Here is a 15713-nt window from a genome sequence, read left to right as displayed (position 1 = left end):
CGCTGGGAATGATGCAAATCCACCGGAAAGATCGTGACTTGAGAAAGACATACCGCTTTCTACGCGCCCACGTCCTGCAGCGGCTGATCCCGCGCTCGCGTGTCGCTTTCAATCCGCGCAAGCCGGTGGAAATCGTCGGCTATCTCTCGATGGCGGTCGGTGTCGGCGAATCGGCGCGTCTCTGCGCGGGAGCGCTTTCCGAGGCGGGACGGGCGATTTCGCTCTCCGATGTCAGCACCCATCCCGACGCGAATTCCTTTCCCGGATGGACGCCGCCGCGCGCATCCAGCAAGCCGCCGGGAAGCCGGATCTGGCACCTCAATCCGCCGATGCTGCCGCGCGCCATCCTGAAGAAGAGGGTCGCCAATTTCACCCGCTCTTTCAATATCGGCTATTTCGCCTGGGAGCTCGAAGTCGTACCGGCCGAGTGGCGCAATGCGATGCACTACATGAATGCCGTCTTCGTGCCGTCGGAATTCACCCGGCGGGCGATTGCGCCGCTCACCAGGGCGCCCGTCATCGTCGTCCCGCATCCGGTGACCGAGGCACCGGCGACGGAAGGCATGCGGGAGAGGTTCGGTATCGAGAAGGACGCTTTTCTTGTCAGCTTCATCTTCAGCGCCGGCTCCTCGATCAACCGCAAAAATCCGCGGGCCGTCATCGAGGCCTTCAGGATATTTGCTGCCGAAGCGCCAAACGCCTTCCTGTTGATGAAGGCCAGCGGCGATGTGAGCAAGGATGAAGGCCTGCGTGAACTGGTTGCTTCGGTCGCCGGCGACAGCCGGATCAGGATCGTCACCGACAGGCTGTCGAACGCCGATATCAACGGCCTCATCCGCTCTTCCCAAGCCTATCTTTCGCTGCATCGTTCCGAGGGTTTCGGACTGACGGTTGCCGAGTCGATCATGCAGCGCACGCCGGTCATTTCCACCGCCTGGTCGGGCACCGTGGATTTCTGCGACCCCGACAATTCATGGCTGGTCGCCTCTCCCCTTATTCCCGTCGTCGATACCCATCCGGAATTTGCCGGGCTCGAGGGTGCGGTCTGGGCGGATCCCTCTCCTGAAGCGGCAGCCGCGCATCTCAGCGACATTTTTCGCGCGCCCGAGCTTGCGCGCGAGAAGGCCGAGAAGGCGCGGGCGTTCCTGCTGCGCTACCTCGCGGAACACAGCTATGAGAAGGCGCTTCAGACGCTGGCGGCGATGCAATCAAGCTAAGATGAGGTCGTCACTCCGCTTTATTTTAATATTTTCGCATTAGAGATGACGGCGACGTGCTTTAGGCCGATGCTGGCGGATGGACCGATGTCGAAGGGTATTATTGCAAATTCGGTGATGAATGCGGCAGCGGGCATGCTGCTGCTGCTGACGGGCTTCGTCTCGTCGATCATAACCGCGCGGCTGCTCGGGCCTGAGGCCAACGGCATCGTCGCCTTCTCGCTCTGGCTGGTGGTGACCGGCGCCTCGATTGCAGAACTCGGCTCCAGCATCACGCTTCTGAAGACCCTGCCGCAGCTTTCGGCGGAAGGTTACGACGCGCGTCGCCGGCGGGGTTTTGCCGCCATCCTCGTCAGCTTCATGATGTTTTCGACCGTCGTGCTGCTGGCGCTCTATGCGCTGTTCTTCCTGACCTCCGAGGAGATGCACTGGGCGGACACCGCGCCATCCGTCGCCCTCGTCACCGGCGTGCTGTTCTTCATCCAGGCGATCGGCTCCTTCGTCAAATTCTACCTGATCGGCGAAAAGAAGCTCGGCGCCTTCTTCAAGCTGACGGTCGCCGTCTCGATCGTGCAGCTTGCCGGCGTTGCCGCCGGCGCCGTTTTCTATGGCGTCGAGGGCGTTCTCGTCGGTTATGCGTTCGGCCAGCTCGTGCTGTTTTTCGCCACGTTGCCGATCCTGCTTGCGCGGCGCGACTGGTGCGGGGTGTCGCTGAAATATCTCGCCTCCTCCTCCATCATCCTGTCGATCCAGTTCATCATCGATTCGATCTTCCTCAACCGGCTCGAACTGCTCTTCCTGCAGCAGTTCTGGTCGGTGGAGATGGTCGGCTATTATGCCGTCGGCCTGTCGATCGCCAATATCGCGCTGCAGCTGCCGATCCAGATGACCGGCAGCCTGCTGCCCTATTATTCCGAGCGGCGCCACAGCAGCGACGATTCGACCTTGCCGGTCGAAGTCTTTGCCGCCGTCACCCGCAGCATGGCCTATATCGTCCTGCCGATGAGCCTCGGGCTTGCCGCGATCTCCAGCGAGTTGGTGCTTGTGGTGTTCGGCGAGGCGTTCCGCCGCAGCGGCACGGTGGTGGCGCTGCTTGCGCTGGTTGCACCCGCCTATACCTTCATGCAGATCCTCAGCCTCTATCTCTTGTCGATGGACAGGGCCGGCTCCCGCCTCAAGATCAGTGTGATAGGTGGCCTGCTGATGGTAGTCGGTTGTTTACTGATCGTACCTAGGCTTGCCGCCGAGGGTGCCGCACTCGTGCGCATCCTCGTCTTCGTTGCGATGTCGGTAATGATGATCAGACAGACAGGATTCGGATCCCAGCTCTCCAGTCTCTACACAAGCCTGACGAAGGTGACGCTCGCCTCCGTGCTCTGTGCTTGTGGCGCAATCTCCGTGCTGGAATTCGTCCGGGGTCCGATCGGTCTGGTCGCTGCGATCCTTGCCGGCACATTCTGCTATTTTGCGGCCCTGCGCGTATTGCGCGCCGTGCCGGCCGAGGATGTCGAGGTCATGCGCTCCATACTCGCCAAGATGCCGCCCGCGCTGCGGCGGCCGGTGGGACAGGCGATCAATTTCATCGCGCCGCGGCTTCCGGGCGACCCCGACCGCGCCAAGGTGGCGCCCGGCGAATTTTCGCTCGAACCGGCCGAAGGCGCCGGACGCAGTGCTGCCCTGCCCGTCGTCTTCGACGGCACGATCGGGCTGTTCATGCCTGAAAATCCCGAGGTCAAGAAGCGTTCGGCCGCCGTGCTCTTCGTCAGCCCCTGGGGTTTCGAGGAAATGTGCAGCCGCAAATTCTTCCGCGTCGCCGCCGAGCATTTCTCGGATATCGGCGTGGCGAGCCTGCGCTTCGACTATCGCGGCACCGGCGATGCGCTCGATTTCGGCGCGCTGCCGGCCCGGCTGGAAACCTGGGAAAACTCGATCCGCGCCGCCGCCGCCAAGCTGAAGTCGCTCTCCGGCTGCGACCGGATCATCCTCATCGGGCAGGGCCTCGGCGCAACGCTTGCCCACCGCATCGGCGCCTCGATCGAAGGCGTCGACAGCCTCGTGATGCTGGCGCCGGTGCTGAGCGGCCGGGCCTATCTGCGCGAACTCAACATGTGGTCCAAGATCATCGATGCCGATCTCGGCCTCGGCAAGGAGCATGTCCAGACCGCGAAGGTGCAGATCGCCGGGCTCGTCATGCCTGAAGAGATCGCCGCCGAGCTCGGCAAGCTCAATATCGCCGCGCCGCAGGGGCTGGCCGCATCGCGTTATCGGATCCTCGAACGTCCGGCCAGGGCCGACGATACCGGCTTTGCCGATGCGCTGAAGGCGCTCGGCGCCGATGTCGAACAGACGGTTTTCGAAGGGTATGACGAGCTTGCCACCAATCCGCTGTTTGCCAAGACGCCGACCGCTGTCGTCGAGCGATTGAAGGCCTGGCTGCAGGCGGTGACGACGGAAACATCCGCCGCCCACTCGCTTGATGTGGTCGACAACCCGCCGCTTGCCGGCGAGGGTTTTGCGGAAACGCCGGTGCGTTTCGGCAGCCACGACCATCTGGTCGGCGTCGTCAGCCGGCCGCTCGGCGAGATCAAGGGCAACGCGGTGCTCTTCCTGTCGACGGCCTATGACCGGCATGCCGGCTGGGGACGCACAACGGTCGATATGGCGCGCGAGCTCGCCCGCCAGGGCGTCGTTTCACTGCGCTTCGATTCGGCCAATGTCGGAGACAGCCCGCCGCGGCCGGATGCGCCGGAGCAGGTGCTTTATTCCAGCACGCAGACCGTCGATGCGGTTGCCTCGCTCGATCTGCTCGAAAGCATCGTGGCGGGTCCGATCATGGTGGCCGGCCGATGCAGCGGCGGCTATGTCGCTTTCCGCGCCGGCGTCGCCGACGACCGGTTGAAGGCCGTCGTCTCGATCAATCCCTTCGTCTATTACTGGGACCCGGAGATACCGGTGCGCAAGGAGCATGTCGTCTCGGTTCCCCGAAGCCTCGACGATTACGGTCAGCGGCTGGCGCGGATGGATACGCTCAAACGCCTCATCAGTGGTCAGGTGGATGTGGTGTCGGCGCTGCAGAATATCGTCATCGCCGGCGGCCGGCGTCTGTCGCCATGGATCGCGCCGCTGCTCGAGCTGCTTCCCGACCGACGCCATATCGCCCGCGAAGTCCGGCATTCCTTCGCGTCGTTCGGCAAGCGCAAGGTGCCGCTGACGCTGATCTACAGCGAGGGCGACGTCGGGCTCGACCACGTCTATTTTCATTTCGGGCCGCGCGGCGCCAAGCTTTCCCGTTATCCGAACGTGCGGCTGCTGATGCTGCCGGATGCCGACCACAATCTGACGCCGCCGCAATCGCGCAAATTCGTGCTCGACGAGATTATCCGCCTGGCGAGAGCCTGAGGGATTTCAGGCGGGCAGGATCAGGTGCGGTCGCCGGTGACGACGTTCAGCGACCGATAGAGATCGATGTAACGCCCGGCGACGATGTCCCAGGAATAACCGAGCGCAGCGTCGAGAAGGCCGGCGCGAACGGCGTCCGGTTGACGCGCGAGAGCCTCATAGGCCTCTTCGATCACTGTCGCCGCGGTCTCGGGATTGGTAAAATCGGCCAGCGCGATGACCGGATGCCGGCCGGCAAGCGTTGTAAAGGCGTCGTTGGCGTTCAGCACCGGCAACAGGCCGGCGCTCATCGCCTCCAGCGCCACCAGGCCGAAACCTTCATATTCCGAGGCGGAAGCAAACAGCGAGGCCTCGGCGATGACGCGCCGGATGGCGCCGTTGTCGGGTGAGACGTGCAGGGTGACGCGGCCGGAAAGGTTGCGGCCTTCGATTGCGGCTTCGACATCGGCCCGGTTCAGATCGGATTCGGCCCCGACGATGTCGAGATGCCATTCCGCATCTCGGGCCGCCAGCCTGGCCATCGCATCGAGCAGATGATCCAGCCGCTTGTTCACCGAGAACCGGCCGATGGTGACGATGCGGCGCCTTGCCCGGCGCGAAGCGGTATCGGCGAACTTGCCGACATCGGCGCCGTTTTCGATCAGCAGGCTGTCGGGGACGATCTCGGAAAACTGCTTGAGGTCGGAGGCGCTGCAGCAGACGACGCGCCGATAGGCCAGCGCCGAGGCGCGGGTCAGAGTGCGGAACCAGATCTTCTTGATCGCGGCGTATTTCCTGGTGTGGAAGAAGCCGCCATGGGTGGTGACGATCATCGGCTTGCGATGCAGCAACCGGCCCCAGGCGAGCGCGTCGAAAAAGAAGTCGATGGCATGGACATGCACGAGATCGGCATCGCCGAGATGGCGAAAAACCTCGGGCGCCAGCGGATAACGGCTGCTGCCGGACCAGGGAATGCGCACCACCTCGATCCCGTCGATATCCTCGCGCGGCGGCAATTTATTGTCAGGCGCGGTGAACAGCGAATCGAGCGTGACGACGCGAACGCGATAGCCGCGACGCACCGTCTGGCGGCCGAGATTGGCGACGACGTCTTCCAGGCCGCCGCGGTTGGGCAGGAACTGGCGCACGACATGAACGATCAGCGGCGCCGTTTCCGGCTGCGGCTTCTCGCGCACCCTGTCTGCCTCGACGATCGCCATGTTCCACCTATCGCTGCACGTCGCTTCGAGCCGACGCGGAACTCTTATAGCAACGACCAGATATCCCGGGCGTTAAGCCGTGGTTTCAGCGACGTCATGCCAGGCAATTCTTCGCGAAGAGGGTTAACCGTATCTGAGAGGAATTCAGAAGGCCTTGAAGGTCAGCGTCGTCAGCGAACGGACGATGCCGGGAATATTGGCGATGTTGTCGTTGATGAATTTGCCGATATCCTGGCCTTCCTCGATATAGACCTTGAGCAGCAGGTCATAGTCGCCGCTGGTGGAATAGAGCTCCGAGACCAGTTCGGTCTGGTAGATGGCGTCGGCGACCTCATAGGTCTTGCCGGGGGCGCATTGGAGCTGGACGAAGATCGGCTTCATGGGGATTTCCTGCAGATGTTGTTTGGCTGATATAATGGTCGAAAGCGCCATGCCGATGCAAGCCGTTCGTCACGCGGCCGGGTCGGCGGCCGCTTCGGCGACGATCCAGTCGCGGAAGGCGGCAAGCGGCGCATAATCGGCGCGTTCGGGCGGAAAGGCGAGATAGTAGCGCTCGCGGCTTTCCATTTCACGGTCGACGGCGGCGACGAGGTCGCCGCGGCGCAGCTCCTCGTGCATCAGGAATGTCGGCAACAGGGCGATGCCGAGGCCGGCGATCGCCGCCTGTGCGGCGGTTGCGAACTGGTCGAACAGCATGCCGTGCACGTTTTCGAAGGAAACACCGTTGCCGGCAAACCATTGCTCCCAGGCATCCGGACGCGTCGTCAGGTGCAGCAGCGGAACGGCAAGCAGATCCTGAGGCCCGGAGATCGTGTACCGCTTCAGAAAATCCGGGCTGCAGGCCGGCACCGTGCGCTCCGACATCAGAAAGGTAAGTTCGGCGCCCGGCCAGTGCGGATGGCCGAAATGGATGGCGGCGTCGATCGAATCGAGGCGGAAATCGAACGGCGAAAGCCGGGTCACCAGATTGATCGTCACACCGGGATTGACGGCAAGGAAGCGCCCGAGGCGCGGCGCCAGCCAGCGCGTGCCGAAAGTCGGCAGGATGGCAAGATTGAGCGTTCCGCCATGCGGATTGGCGCGCAGGTTCAAGGAAGCGCTCGATATGCGTCGCAGCGCCTCGCGGATTTCGCGGGCATAACTGTCGCCGGCGAGCGTCAGCCGCATGGTCTGGCGTTCGCGCAGGAAGAGTTCGACGCCGAGCTGCTCCTCCAGCGCGCTCACCTGCCGGCTGACGGCGCTCTGGGTCAGATCGAGTTCGCGCGCGGCCGCCGTCACGCTGCCGGTGCGGGCAACCGCTTCGAAGGCGGCGAGATGCGAAATCGACGGCAGAAAACGTCTTGAAGCGAACATGGTCATTCCATTTCAGAATGAGCTATTTCCGAAATGTCGATATTTCCGCCTTTGTGGCTGAAGTAAAGAGGCTCATCCTGCAAAAACGGAATGAGCCGGAGTTTCTCAGATGCCGCAATCCTTCGTTTCCCCAGACCGTATCCGCTCGCTGTTCACCGAGGCGATGTCGCAGATGTACCGGGCGGAGGTGCCGCAATACGGCACGCTGATCGAACTGGTGGCGGATGTGAATGCCGGCTGCCTCGAAAACAATCCCGATCTGCGCGAGCGGCTCGCCGGCGCCGGCGAGCTTGATCGTATCGATGTCGAGCGCCACGGCGCCATCCGGCTCGGCACGGCAGACGAGCTTTTCACCATCCGCCGCCTGTTTGCGGTCATGGGCATGCAGGCGGTCGGCTATTACGATCTCTCGGTCGCCGGCGTGCCGGTTCATTCCACCAGCTTCCGGCCGATCGACGAGGCCGCGCTCAACATCAACCCGTTCCGCGTCTTCACCTCGCTGCTGCGATTGGAGCTGATCGAGGACGAGGGGCTGCGCGCTGAAGCCGAAACCATTCTGGCAAAGCGGCGCATCTATACGCCGCGCGCCATTGCGCTGATCGAGCGCCACGAACAGAACGGCGGCCTGACGGAGGCGGAGGCAACGGAATTCGTCGCCGAGGCACTTGAAACCTTCCGCTGGCACAGCGAGGCGACGGTCAGCGCCGAAACCTACAAACGCCTGCACGACGCGCACCGGCTGATCGCCGACGTCGTCAGCTTCAAGGGGCCGCATATCAACCATCTGACGCCGCGCACGCTCGATATCGACGCGGTCCAGGCCCGTATGCCGGAGCGTGGCATCACGCCGAAAGCCGTCATCGAGGGGCCGCCGCGCCGTCATTGCGATATCCTGCTGCGGCAGACGAGCTTCAAGGCGCTGGAGGAAACGATCATCTTTTCCGGTGACGAGGATGCGGTTCAAGGGACGCATACTGCCCGCTTCGGCGAGATCGAACAGCGCGGCGTGGCGCTGACGGCCAAGGGCCGGGCGCTCTACGACCGGCTGCTCGCCTCGGTTCGCGGCGAAGTGCAGGTCGGCGCCGGCGGCGCCAAGGCCGGCGCCTACGACCAGGAACTCGCCGAGCGCTTCAAGGCGCTGCCGGATAGCTGGGACGAGCTGCGCGGGCAAGACCTGGCCTTCTTCCGCTACTCAGCGACGCCTGCCGGCATTGCCGCAGCCGTCGGCGGCGCGCCGGCTGGCGATCCGGAGGCGCTGATTGCCAAGGGTTACCTTACCTTCGCACCGATCGTCTATGAAGACTTCCTGCCCGTCAGCGCGGCCGGCATCTTCCAGTCGAACCTCGGCACCGACCAGCAGCAGAATTATGCGACGCGCTCGAATCGCGACGCCTTCGAGGCGGCGCTCGGCGCCACCGTTCAGGACGAGCTGGCGCTTTATGCCGAACGTCAGGCCGCCTCGCTCGCTGCAGCAATGGAAGCGCTCGGTCTCGCGGAGCTGCAGCTGAAGACTGTTGCGTGAAAAGCTGGCTTCAACACTTGGTTTTATGGGTTAAAGTAGCGCAATTTCGATCCGATCGGACCAAACCATGCTGAATGATCCGCGCTCCCACGGCCTATGGGAAAAGACTGCCGGCGAACCGCCGGCCACCTCGCCGCTCAAGGGCGCGGTGTCGGCCGATGTCGTCATCGTCGGCGGTGGCTATACCGGTCTCTCCTCCGCCCTGCATCTTGCCGAAGCTGGATCGAAGGTGGTGCTGCTGGAGGCGAAGGAGATCGGCTTCGGCGGCGCGGGACGTAATGTTGGTCTGATCAATGCCGGCATGTGGGTGATGCCCGACGATCTGCCCGGCGTGCTCGGCCCGGTGCATGGCGAACGTCTGCTCGAACTGCTCGGCAATGCGCCGAAGCTGGTCATGGAACTGATCGACAAGCATGGCATCGCCTGCGAACTCGAACGCAACGGCACGCTGCATTGCGCCGTCGGCGCCGATGGGCTGAAGGAGATCGAGGACCGCGCGGCGCAATGGTCTGCACGCGGCGCCCCCGTCAAGCTGCTCGATGCGGCGGAGACGGCCAAGCGCATCGGCAGCGATGCCTATACCGGTTCGCTGCTCGATATGCGCGCCGGGACGCTGCAGCCGCTGGCCTATGCGCGCGGCCTTGCCCATGCCGCCGTCAAGGCGGGGGTCGCCATTCATACGTCGAGCCCCGTGGTCGCGACGGAGCGCAACGGCAGCCGCTGGACCGTGAAGACGGCAAAGGGCGAGGTCAGCGCGGACTGGATCATCGTCGCGACCGATGCCTATAGCACCGGCCCCTTCGAGCAGGTGCGCAACGAACAGGTCTATCTGCCCTATTTCAATTTCGCCACCGTGCCGCTCGGCCACAATCTGCGTCAGTCGATCCTGCCGGGGCGGGAAGGCGCGTGGGATACCAAGGACATCCTCTCCTCCTTCCGCATGGACCAGGCCGGCCGTCTCGTTTTCGGCAGTGTCGGGGCGCTGCGCAATACCGGGCTTGCGGTGCATAAGAGCTGGGCCAAACGCGCCTTGAAGCGGCTCTTCCCTGTTATCGGCGATGTCGAATTCGAGTGTGAATGGTATGGCCAGATCGGCATGACCGACAATGCGCTGCCGCGCTTTCACAAATTCGCCCCCGGCGTCATCGGCTTTTCGGGTTACAATGGCCGCGGCATTGCGCCAGGCACGGTCTTCGGCCGGACGCTGGCGGAGCATATCCTCGGCCGGCTCACCGAAGCCGATCTGCCGCTGCCGCTGACTTCGCCGACCGAGCCGAGCTTCCGTGCGCTGAAAGAAATATGGTACGAAGCCGGCGCTCAGGTCGCCCATTTCGCCGATGCCCGCTTCTGAGAAGCGATAGACGTTTCCGAGAAGCGATACTCGCTTCTGAGAATAATAAGATTGGAACCACGACAATGACCATCGCCGTCCTCGATCTCGCCACCGAAACCGCCAAGCTGCTTGCCGACCTCGGCGTCGATGCCGGCCGCTATCACGGCGGCACGCTTTCCGTCACCTCGCCGGTGACGGGCAAGGAAATCGGCAAACTCCGGGAACACAGCGTTGCCGAGACGAAAGCCGCGATCGAAGCGGCGCACAAGGCCTTCCTCGAATGGCGGGCCGTTCCGGCGCCGAAGCGCGGTGAGCTGGTCCGCCTGCTCGGCGAAGAGCTGCGCGCCGCGAAGACGGCACTCGGCCGTCTCGTCTCGATCGAGGTCGGCAAGATCACCTCGGAAGGGCTCGGCGAAGTACAGGAGATGATCGATATCTGCGATTTCGCCGTCGGTCTTTCCCGCCAGCTCTACGGCCTGACGATCGCCACCGAGCGCTCCGAGCACCGGATGATGGAAAGCTGGCATCCGCTCGGCGTGGTCGGCATCATCTCCGCTTTCAATTTCCCGGTCGCCGTCTGGTCGTGGAATGCGGCCCTTGCGATGGTCTGCGGCAATTCCACCGTCTGGAAGCCCTCTGAGAAGACGCCGCTGACGGCGCTGGCCGTGCAGGCGCTGTTCGAGAAAGCGCTGAAGCGCTTCGTCGCCGAGGGCGGCACGGCGCCGGCCGATCTGTCGACGCTGATCATCGGCGGCCGTGAGGTCGGCGAGGTGCTGGTCGATCATCCGAAGATCCCGCTCGTTTCCGCCACCGGTTCGACGGCCATGGGCCGCGCCGTCGGTCCGCGCCTGTCGCAGCGTTTTGCCCGCGGCATTCTCGAACTCGGCGGCAACAATGCGGCGATCGTCTGCCCGAGCGCCGATCTCGATCTGACGCTGCGCGGCGTCGCCTTCTCGGCGATGGGCACGGCCGGCCAGCGCTGCACGACGCTGCGCCGTCTCTTCGTGCATGAGAGCGTCTACGACCAGCTGGTGCCGCGCCTGCAGAAGGCCTACGGCTCCGTCACCATCGGCAATCCGCTCGAAACAGGCACGTTGGTGGGACCGCTGATCGACGGCCAGGCCTTCGAGAAGATGCAGGCCGCGCTCGGCGAGGCGAAATCGGCCGGCGGCAAGGTGACCGGCGGCGAGCGTGTCGGCAATGGTTTGACCGACGCCTTCTATGTTCGCCCGGCGCTCGTCGAAATGCCTGATCAGACCGGTCCGGTCGAGCACGAGACCTTCGCGCCGATCCTCTATGTGATGAAATACAGTGATTTCGATGAGGTGCTCGCTCTGCACAATGCCGTGCCGCAGGGGCTGTCGTCATCGATCTTCACCAACGACATGCGCGAGGCCGAAACCTTCGTCTCGGCGCGCGGATCGGATTGCGGTATCGCCAACGTCAACCTCGGGCCGTCGGGTGCCGAAATCGGCGGCGCCTTTGGCGGCGAGAAGGAAACCGGGGGCGGGCGCGAATCCGGCTCGGATGCCTGGAAGGCCTATATGCGCCGCTCCACCAACACGATCAATTACGGCAGGACGCTGCCGCTTGCCCAGGGCGTCAAGTTCGACGTCGAATAATCTGGTCTGCAAGCTTGCCGAATGGAAGGCGGTGCTCCCTGAGGAGTGCCGCCTTTTTAACTGAAACGGGATCTATTCCCTTCTAACATGAAATATTCAGTCAAGATATTGTGATGGCTTTTTCGGTCAAGCCAAACTTGAAATTTCCAGTCAGGAAAAATATACGCCTCTGATCGCCCGTGGAGAACTCGGGCGACATCGTTACGGAGGCCATCATGAAAACTGCTTTTAACCGCTTTTCCCTGGCGCTTGCCGCTTCGCTTCTTTCCGCCACTGCGCTTGCAGGCAGCGCCCATGCGCAGGATGAAGGTCTCGTCGTTTACAATGCCCAGCACGAAAGCCTGGGCCGCGAATGGATCGATGCCTTCACCAAGGAGACCGGCATCAAGGTCACCATGCGTCAGGGCGGCGACATGCAGTTCGCCAACCAGATCATCCAGGAAGGCGACGCCTCACCGGCTGACGTATTCCTGACCGAGAATTCGCCTGCTATGACGCTGGTCGATGGCGCCGGTCTTTTCGCCCCGGTGGAAAAGGACACGCTGGACCAGGTTCCCGAGCAGTATCGTCCGGCGGACGGCATGTGGACCGGCATCGCCGCGCGCACCACGGTTTTTGCCTATGACAAGACCAAGCTCACCGAGGACAAACTGCCGAAGTCGCTGCTCGACCTCGCAGACCCGGCCTGGAAGGGCCGCTGGGGTGCTTCTCCTGCCGGCGCCGACTTCCAGGCAATCGTCGCGGCGCTGTTGCAGCTGAAGGGCGAGGACGCCACCAAGGCGTGGCTGAAGGGCCTCAAGGACAATGCCACGCCCTATAAGGGCAACAGCGTCGCCATGAAGGCCGTCAATGCGGGCGAAGTCGAAGGCGCTGTGATCTATCACTATTACTGGTTCGGCGATCAGGCCAAAACCGGCGAAAACAGCAAGAATGTCGGCCTGCATTACTTCAAGAACCAGGATCCGGGCGCTTTCGTCAGCGTTTCGGGCGGCGGCATCCTGAAGTCGACGCAGCACATGAAGGACGCCCAGGCTTTCCTGAAGTTCCTGACCAGCAAGGCTGGCCAGAAGGTTCTCAAGGACGGCACGTCCTACGAATATGCCGTCGGCAAGGATGCGCCTTCCAATGACAAGCTGACGCCGCTTGCCGATCTCAACGCGCCGAAGGTCGAAGCTTCGACGCTCGATAGCAAGAAGGTCGTGGAACTGATGACGGCGGCCGGCCTGATCTAACTTTTCTGCCGCAGGCCTGCTTCGGCCAAAACTGTTGCTTTTGGCTCAAGAAAACCTTAGGGCATGACGATATCCGGCAACCGTCTTTCAAAGGCGGTTGCCTTCCTTTTTCAGCGTGTGAAGGCATCGGCCTTGCTGCAGGACAACAGATTGCTCGCATCCGGTCATGAAGCGCCGGTGGCGCCGAGGACCGTGCGAATGATTTTGCCGCGCGGACGCATGCCGCACGCTTCCGTGATCCTGCTTGCAACCATCGTTGCGATCTTCAGCCTCGTGCCGCTCGGCTTCATCGGCTGGGTCACCTACGATGTCGGCTGGGAAACGGTGAAGGTTTTGGTCTTCCGGCCACGGGTCGGCGAACTCCTCGTCAATACGGTTCTGCTTGAGACGATCACCATTCCGCTGTCGATCGCGCTTGCCGTGACGCTCGCCTGGCTGACCGAACGGACCGATATTCCCTGTGCGCGGCTCTGGGCCTGGCTTGCGATCGCCCCGCTCGCCGTGCCCGCCTTCGTGCACAGCTATGCCTGGGTCAGCCTCGTTCCCGGGATGCGCGGTCTAGAGAGCGGCGTCTTCGTTTCGGTGATCGCCTATTATCCCTTCCTCTACCTGCCGGTCGCCGCCGCACTGCGCCGGCTCGATCCGGCAATCGAGGATGCGGCGGCCTCGCTCGGCCTCAATCCCTGGCGGGTGTTTTTCCGCGCCGTGCTGCCGCAGCTCAGACTGGCCATCTGCGGCGGCTCGCTGCTGATCGCGCTGCATCTGCTTTCGGAATATGGCCTGTTCGTGATGATCCGGTTCGATACTTTCGCGACCGCGATCGTCGACCAGTTCCAGTCCTCCTACAACAGCCCGGCCTCCAACATGCTCGGCGGGGTGCTCGTCGCCTGCTGTCTTTTTCTGCTCGGCTTCGAGGTGCTGGTGCGCGGCAACGAACGTTATGCCCGGGTCGGCTCCGGCTCGCCGCGTCCGGCGGACCGCCGGCGGCTCGGCTGGTTCGTGGTGCCGGCCGTCCTGTTGCCCGTGGCGCTGGCGGTTTTGACGCTCGGCGTGCCGCTGGTGACGCTTGGCCGCTGGCTCTATCTCGGCGGCAGCGGCATCTGGCGCATCGAGGTCGGCAGCGCCTTCCTGCAGACGATCGTGCTTGCCATCGCCGGCGGCGTGCTGGCAACCATTGCCGCAGCGCCGATGGCCTGGCTTTCCGTGCGGGCGCCCGGCCGCGTCCAGCGCGTGCTCGAAGCCTGCCATTATTATGTCGGCTCGCTGCCGGGCGTCGTCGTGGCGCTGGCGCTGGTGACGATCACCGTGCGTCTCGTGCTGCCGCTCTATCAGACCTTCGCAACGCTCATCGTCGCCTATGTGATGCTTTTTCTGCCGCGCGCCATGGTCGGGCTGCGCGCCAGCATCGCCCAGGCCCCGGTGGAACTGGAGCGCGCCGCGATGGGGCTGGGCCGCACCCCGGGCCAGGCGGTCCGCCAGATCACCATGCGGCTCGCAGCCCCAGGGGCGGCCGCCAGCGTCGCGCTGGTCGCGCTTGGCATCACCAATGAACTGACGGCGACGCTGATGCTGTCGCCCAACGGCGTCGATACGCTGGCGACGAAATTCTGGTCGCTGACCAGCGAGATCGATTACGTCTCGGCCGCACCCTATGCCTTGATGATGGTCGTTCTGTCGCTGCCGCTCACCCTGACACTCTATACGCAATCGAAACGGACCGTCGGCCAATGACGCTGCTTACGATCGAAAACATCAGCAAGCGCTATGGCCCGGTGCAGGCGCTGAAGGATATTTCGCTCGATGTCCAGGCGGGCAGCCGCACCGCTGTCGTCGGCCCTTCCGGTTCGGGCAAGACGACGCTGCTGCGCATCATTGCCGGCTTCGAGCAACCCGATATCGGCCGGGTGACGCTGGATGGCGAGGTGCTTGCCGACGGCCCGGCGACCGTGCCAGCGTATAAACGCGGCATCGGCATCGTCTCGCAGGACGGTGCGCTGTTTCCGCACTTGAGCGTTGCCGAGAATATCGGCTTCGGTTTCGAGAAAGGGGCTGCCGATCGCGACAAGCGCATCCTCGATCTTCTCGATATGGTCGAACTCGATCGTGGCATGCTGGTGCGGCGCCCGCACCAGCTTTCGGGCGGGCAGCAGCAGCGCGTGGCGCTGGCGCGCGCGCTCGGTCGCAAGCCGCGGCTGATGCTGCTCGACGAACCTTTTTCGGCCCTCGATACCGGTCTGCGCGAAAATATGCGCAAGGCGGTTGCGCGCGTGTTGCAGGCGGCCGGTATCACCACCATCCTCGTCACCCATGATCAGGAAGAGGCGCTGACCTTTGCCGATCAGGTCGCGGTGCTCCGGGAAGGGCGGCTGATCCAGGCCGGCTCGCCGCAATCCCTGTATCTGCATCCCAGGGATCGTGAGACGGCGCTGTTTCTCGGCGATGCCGTGCTGCTTCCCGCCATCATCCGCAATGGTCTGGCAGACTGCGCGCTCGGCCATGTCGCGGTCGAGGGCAGTCGTCAGGGCAAGGCGGAGATCATGCTGCGGCCCGAGCAGATTCGGGTCGTTGCCGATGATAGCGACCGCAGCTATGGCGGACGGGTCGTCGAGGTGGAATTCGGCGGCGCGGTCTGCACCGTTGCCGTTTCGCTCGACGGCGTCGCCCTGCCGCCGATCCTGATCAAGACTTCGAGCGTCGCGCTGCCGGCACGCGGCGATCTCGTTCGCCTGGATATTGCCGGCAAGGCGCATGTCTTCGAGAGTTGAGTTAAGGCCCTGCGTGTCCGTTAGGACGCTCTATTATCTTCAACTCGCGCCTGATCCTCTCCGAAAACTGC

The 15713-nt window shown here is 63.5% G+C and carries 11 protein-coding genes; 8 read left to right on the top strand and 3 right to left on the bottom strand.

Features of this window, described 5'->3' with window-relative positions; translation table 11 throughout:
* Positions 1 to 38 precede the first annotated feature (38 nt).
* Together GGD57_RS23840 and GGD57_RS23835 are read left to right on the top strand one after the other, a co-directional pair.
* Positions 39 to 1217 carry a glycosyltransferase family 4 protein gene (locus GGD57_RS23840; RefSeq protein ID WP_184472705.1) on the top strand — a complete coding sequence of 393 codons (1179 nt, stop codon included), beginning with the start codon at positions 39 to 41 and terminating at the stop codon, positions 1215 to 1217.
* Positions 1218 to 1304: 87 nt separating this feature from the next.
* Entirely contained in the window at positions 1305 to 4616 is a 3312-nt protein-coding gene (locus tag GGD57_RS23835) for an oligosaccharide flippase family protein (RefSeq protein ID WP_184472704.1), read from the top strand.
* 20 nt (positions 4617 to 4636) lie between these two features.
* On the opposite strand, the gene GGD57_RS23830 is transcribed toward GGD57_RS23835, so the two are convergent.
* The 3 genes from GGD57_RS23830 to GGD57_RS23820 form a co-directional block, all read right to left on the bottom strand.
* The gene (locus GGD57_RS23830; RefSeq protein ID WP_184472703.1) at positions 4637 to 5815 is read right to left on the bottom strand and encodes a glycosyltransferase family 4 protein; all 1179 of its coding nucleotides are present in this window, start codon (positions 5813 to 5815) and stop codon (positions 4637 to 4639) included.
* A gap of 144 nt (positions 5816 to 5959) precedes the next feature.
* The gene (locus tag GGD57_RS23825) at positions 5960 to 6196 is read right to left on the bottom strand and encodes an Lrp/AsnC ligand binding domain-containing protein (RefSeq protein ID WP_003567502.1); all 237 of its coding nucleotides are present in this window, start codon (positions 6194 to 6196) and stop codon (positions 5960 to 5962) included.
* 69 nt (positions 6197 to 6265) lie between these two features.
* On the bottom strand, positions 6266 to 7174 hold the full coding sequence (locus tag GGD57_RS23820) for a LysR family transcriptional regulator (RefSeq protein WP_184472702.1): 909 nt from the start codon (positions 7172 to 7174) through the stop codon (positions 6266 to 6268).
* A gap of 103 nt (positions 7175 to 7277) precedes the next feature.
* Between GGD57_RS23820 and hglS the strand changes: the two genes are divergently transcribed.
* From hglS to GGD57_RS23790, 6 genes are all read left to right on the top strand, one after another.
* Positions 7278 to 8690: a 2-oxoadipate dioxygenase/decarboxylase HglS gene (hglS, locus tag GGD57_RS23815; RefSeq protein ID WP_184472701.1), complete on the top strand. Its 1413-nt coding sequence runs from the start codon at positions 7278 to 7280 to the stop codon at positions 8688 to 8690.
* Between the two features lie 67 nt (positions 8691 to 8757).
* Complete coding sequence (locus GGD57_RS23810) at positions 8758 to 10041, top strand: NAD(P)/FAD-dependent oxidoreductase (protein ID WP_184472700.1); 1284 nt, start codon at positions 8758 to 8760, stop codon at positions 10039 to 10041.
* 65 nt (positions 10042 to 10106) lie between these two features.
* Complete coding sequence (gene amaB / locus GGD57_RS23805; protein ID WP_184472699.1) at positions 10107 to 11645, top strand: L-piperidine-6-carboxylate dehydrogenase; 1539 nt, start codon at positions 10107 to 10109, stop codon at positions 11643 to 11645.
* A gap of 215 nt (positions 11646 to 11860) precedes the next feature.
* Positions 11861 to 12877 carry an iron ABC transporter substrate-binding protein gene (locus GGD57_RS23800; protein WP_184472698.1) on the top strand — a complete coding sequence of 339 codons (1017 nt, stop codon included), beginning with the start codon at positions 11861 to 11863 and terminating at the stop codon, positions 12875 to 12877.
* 63 nt (positions 12878 to 12940) lie between these two features.
* Positions 12941 to 14608 carry an ABC transporter permease gene (locus GGD57_RS23795; RefSeq protein ID WP_184472697.1) on the top strand — a complete coding sequence of 556 codons (1668 nt, stop codon included), beginning with the start codon at positions 12941 to 12943 and terminating at the stop codon, positions 14606 to 14608.
* Positions 14605 to 15642 carry an ABC transporter ATP-binding protein gene (locus tag GGD57_RS23790; RefSeq protein ID WP_184472696.1) on the top strand — a complete coding sequence of 346 codons (1038 nt, stop codon included), beginning with the start codon at positions 14605 to 14607 and terminating at the stop codon, positions 15640 to 15642. Before GGD57_RS23795 ends, GGD57_RS23790 begins: the two co-directional genes overlap by 4 nt.
* Positions 15643 to 15713: the final 71 nt, after the last annotated feature.

This window comes from Rhizobium esperanzae (assembly GCF_014197615.1).
GTDB lineage: Bacteria > Pseudomonadota > Alphaproteobacteria > Rhizobiales > Rhizobiaceae > Rhizobium > Rhizobium esperanzae_A.
This window is presented reverse-complemented; position numbering and strand designations above follow the sequence as displayed.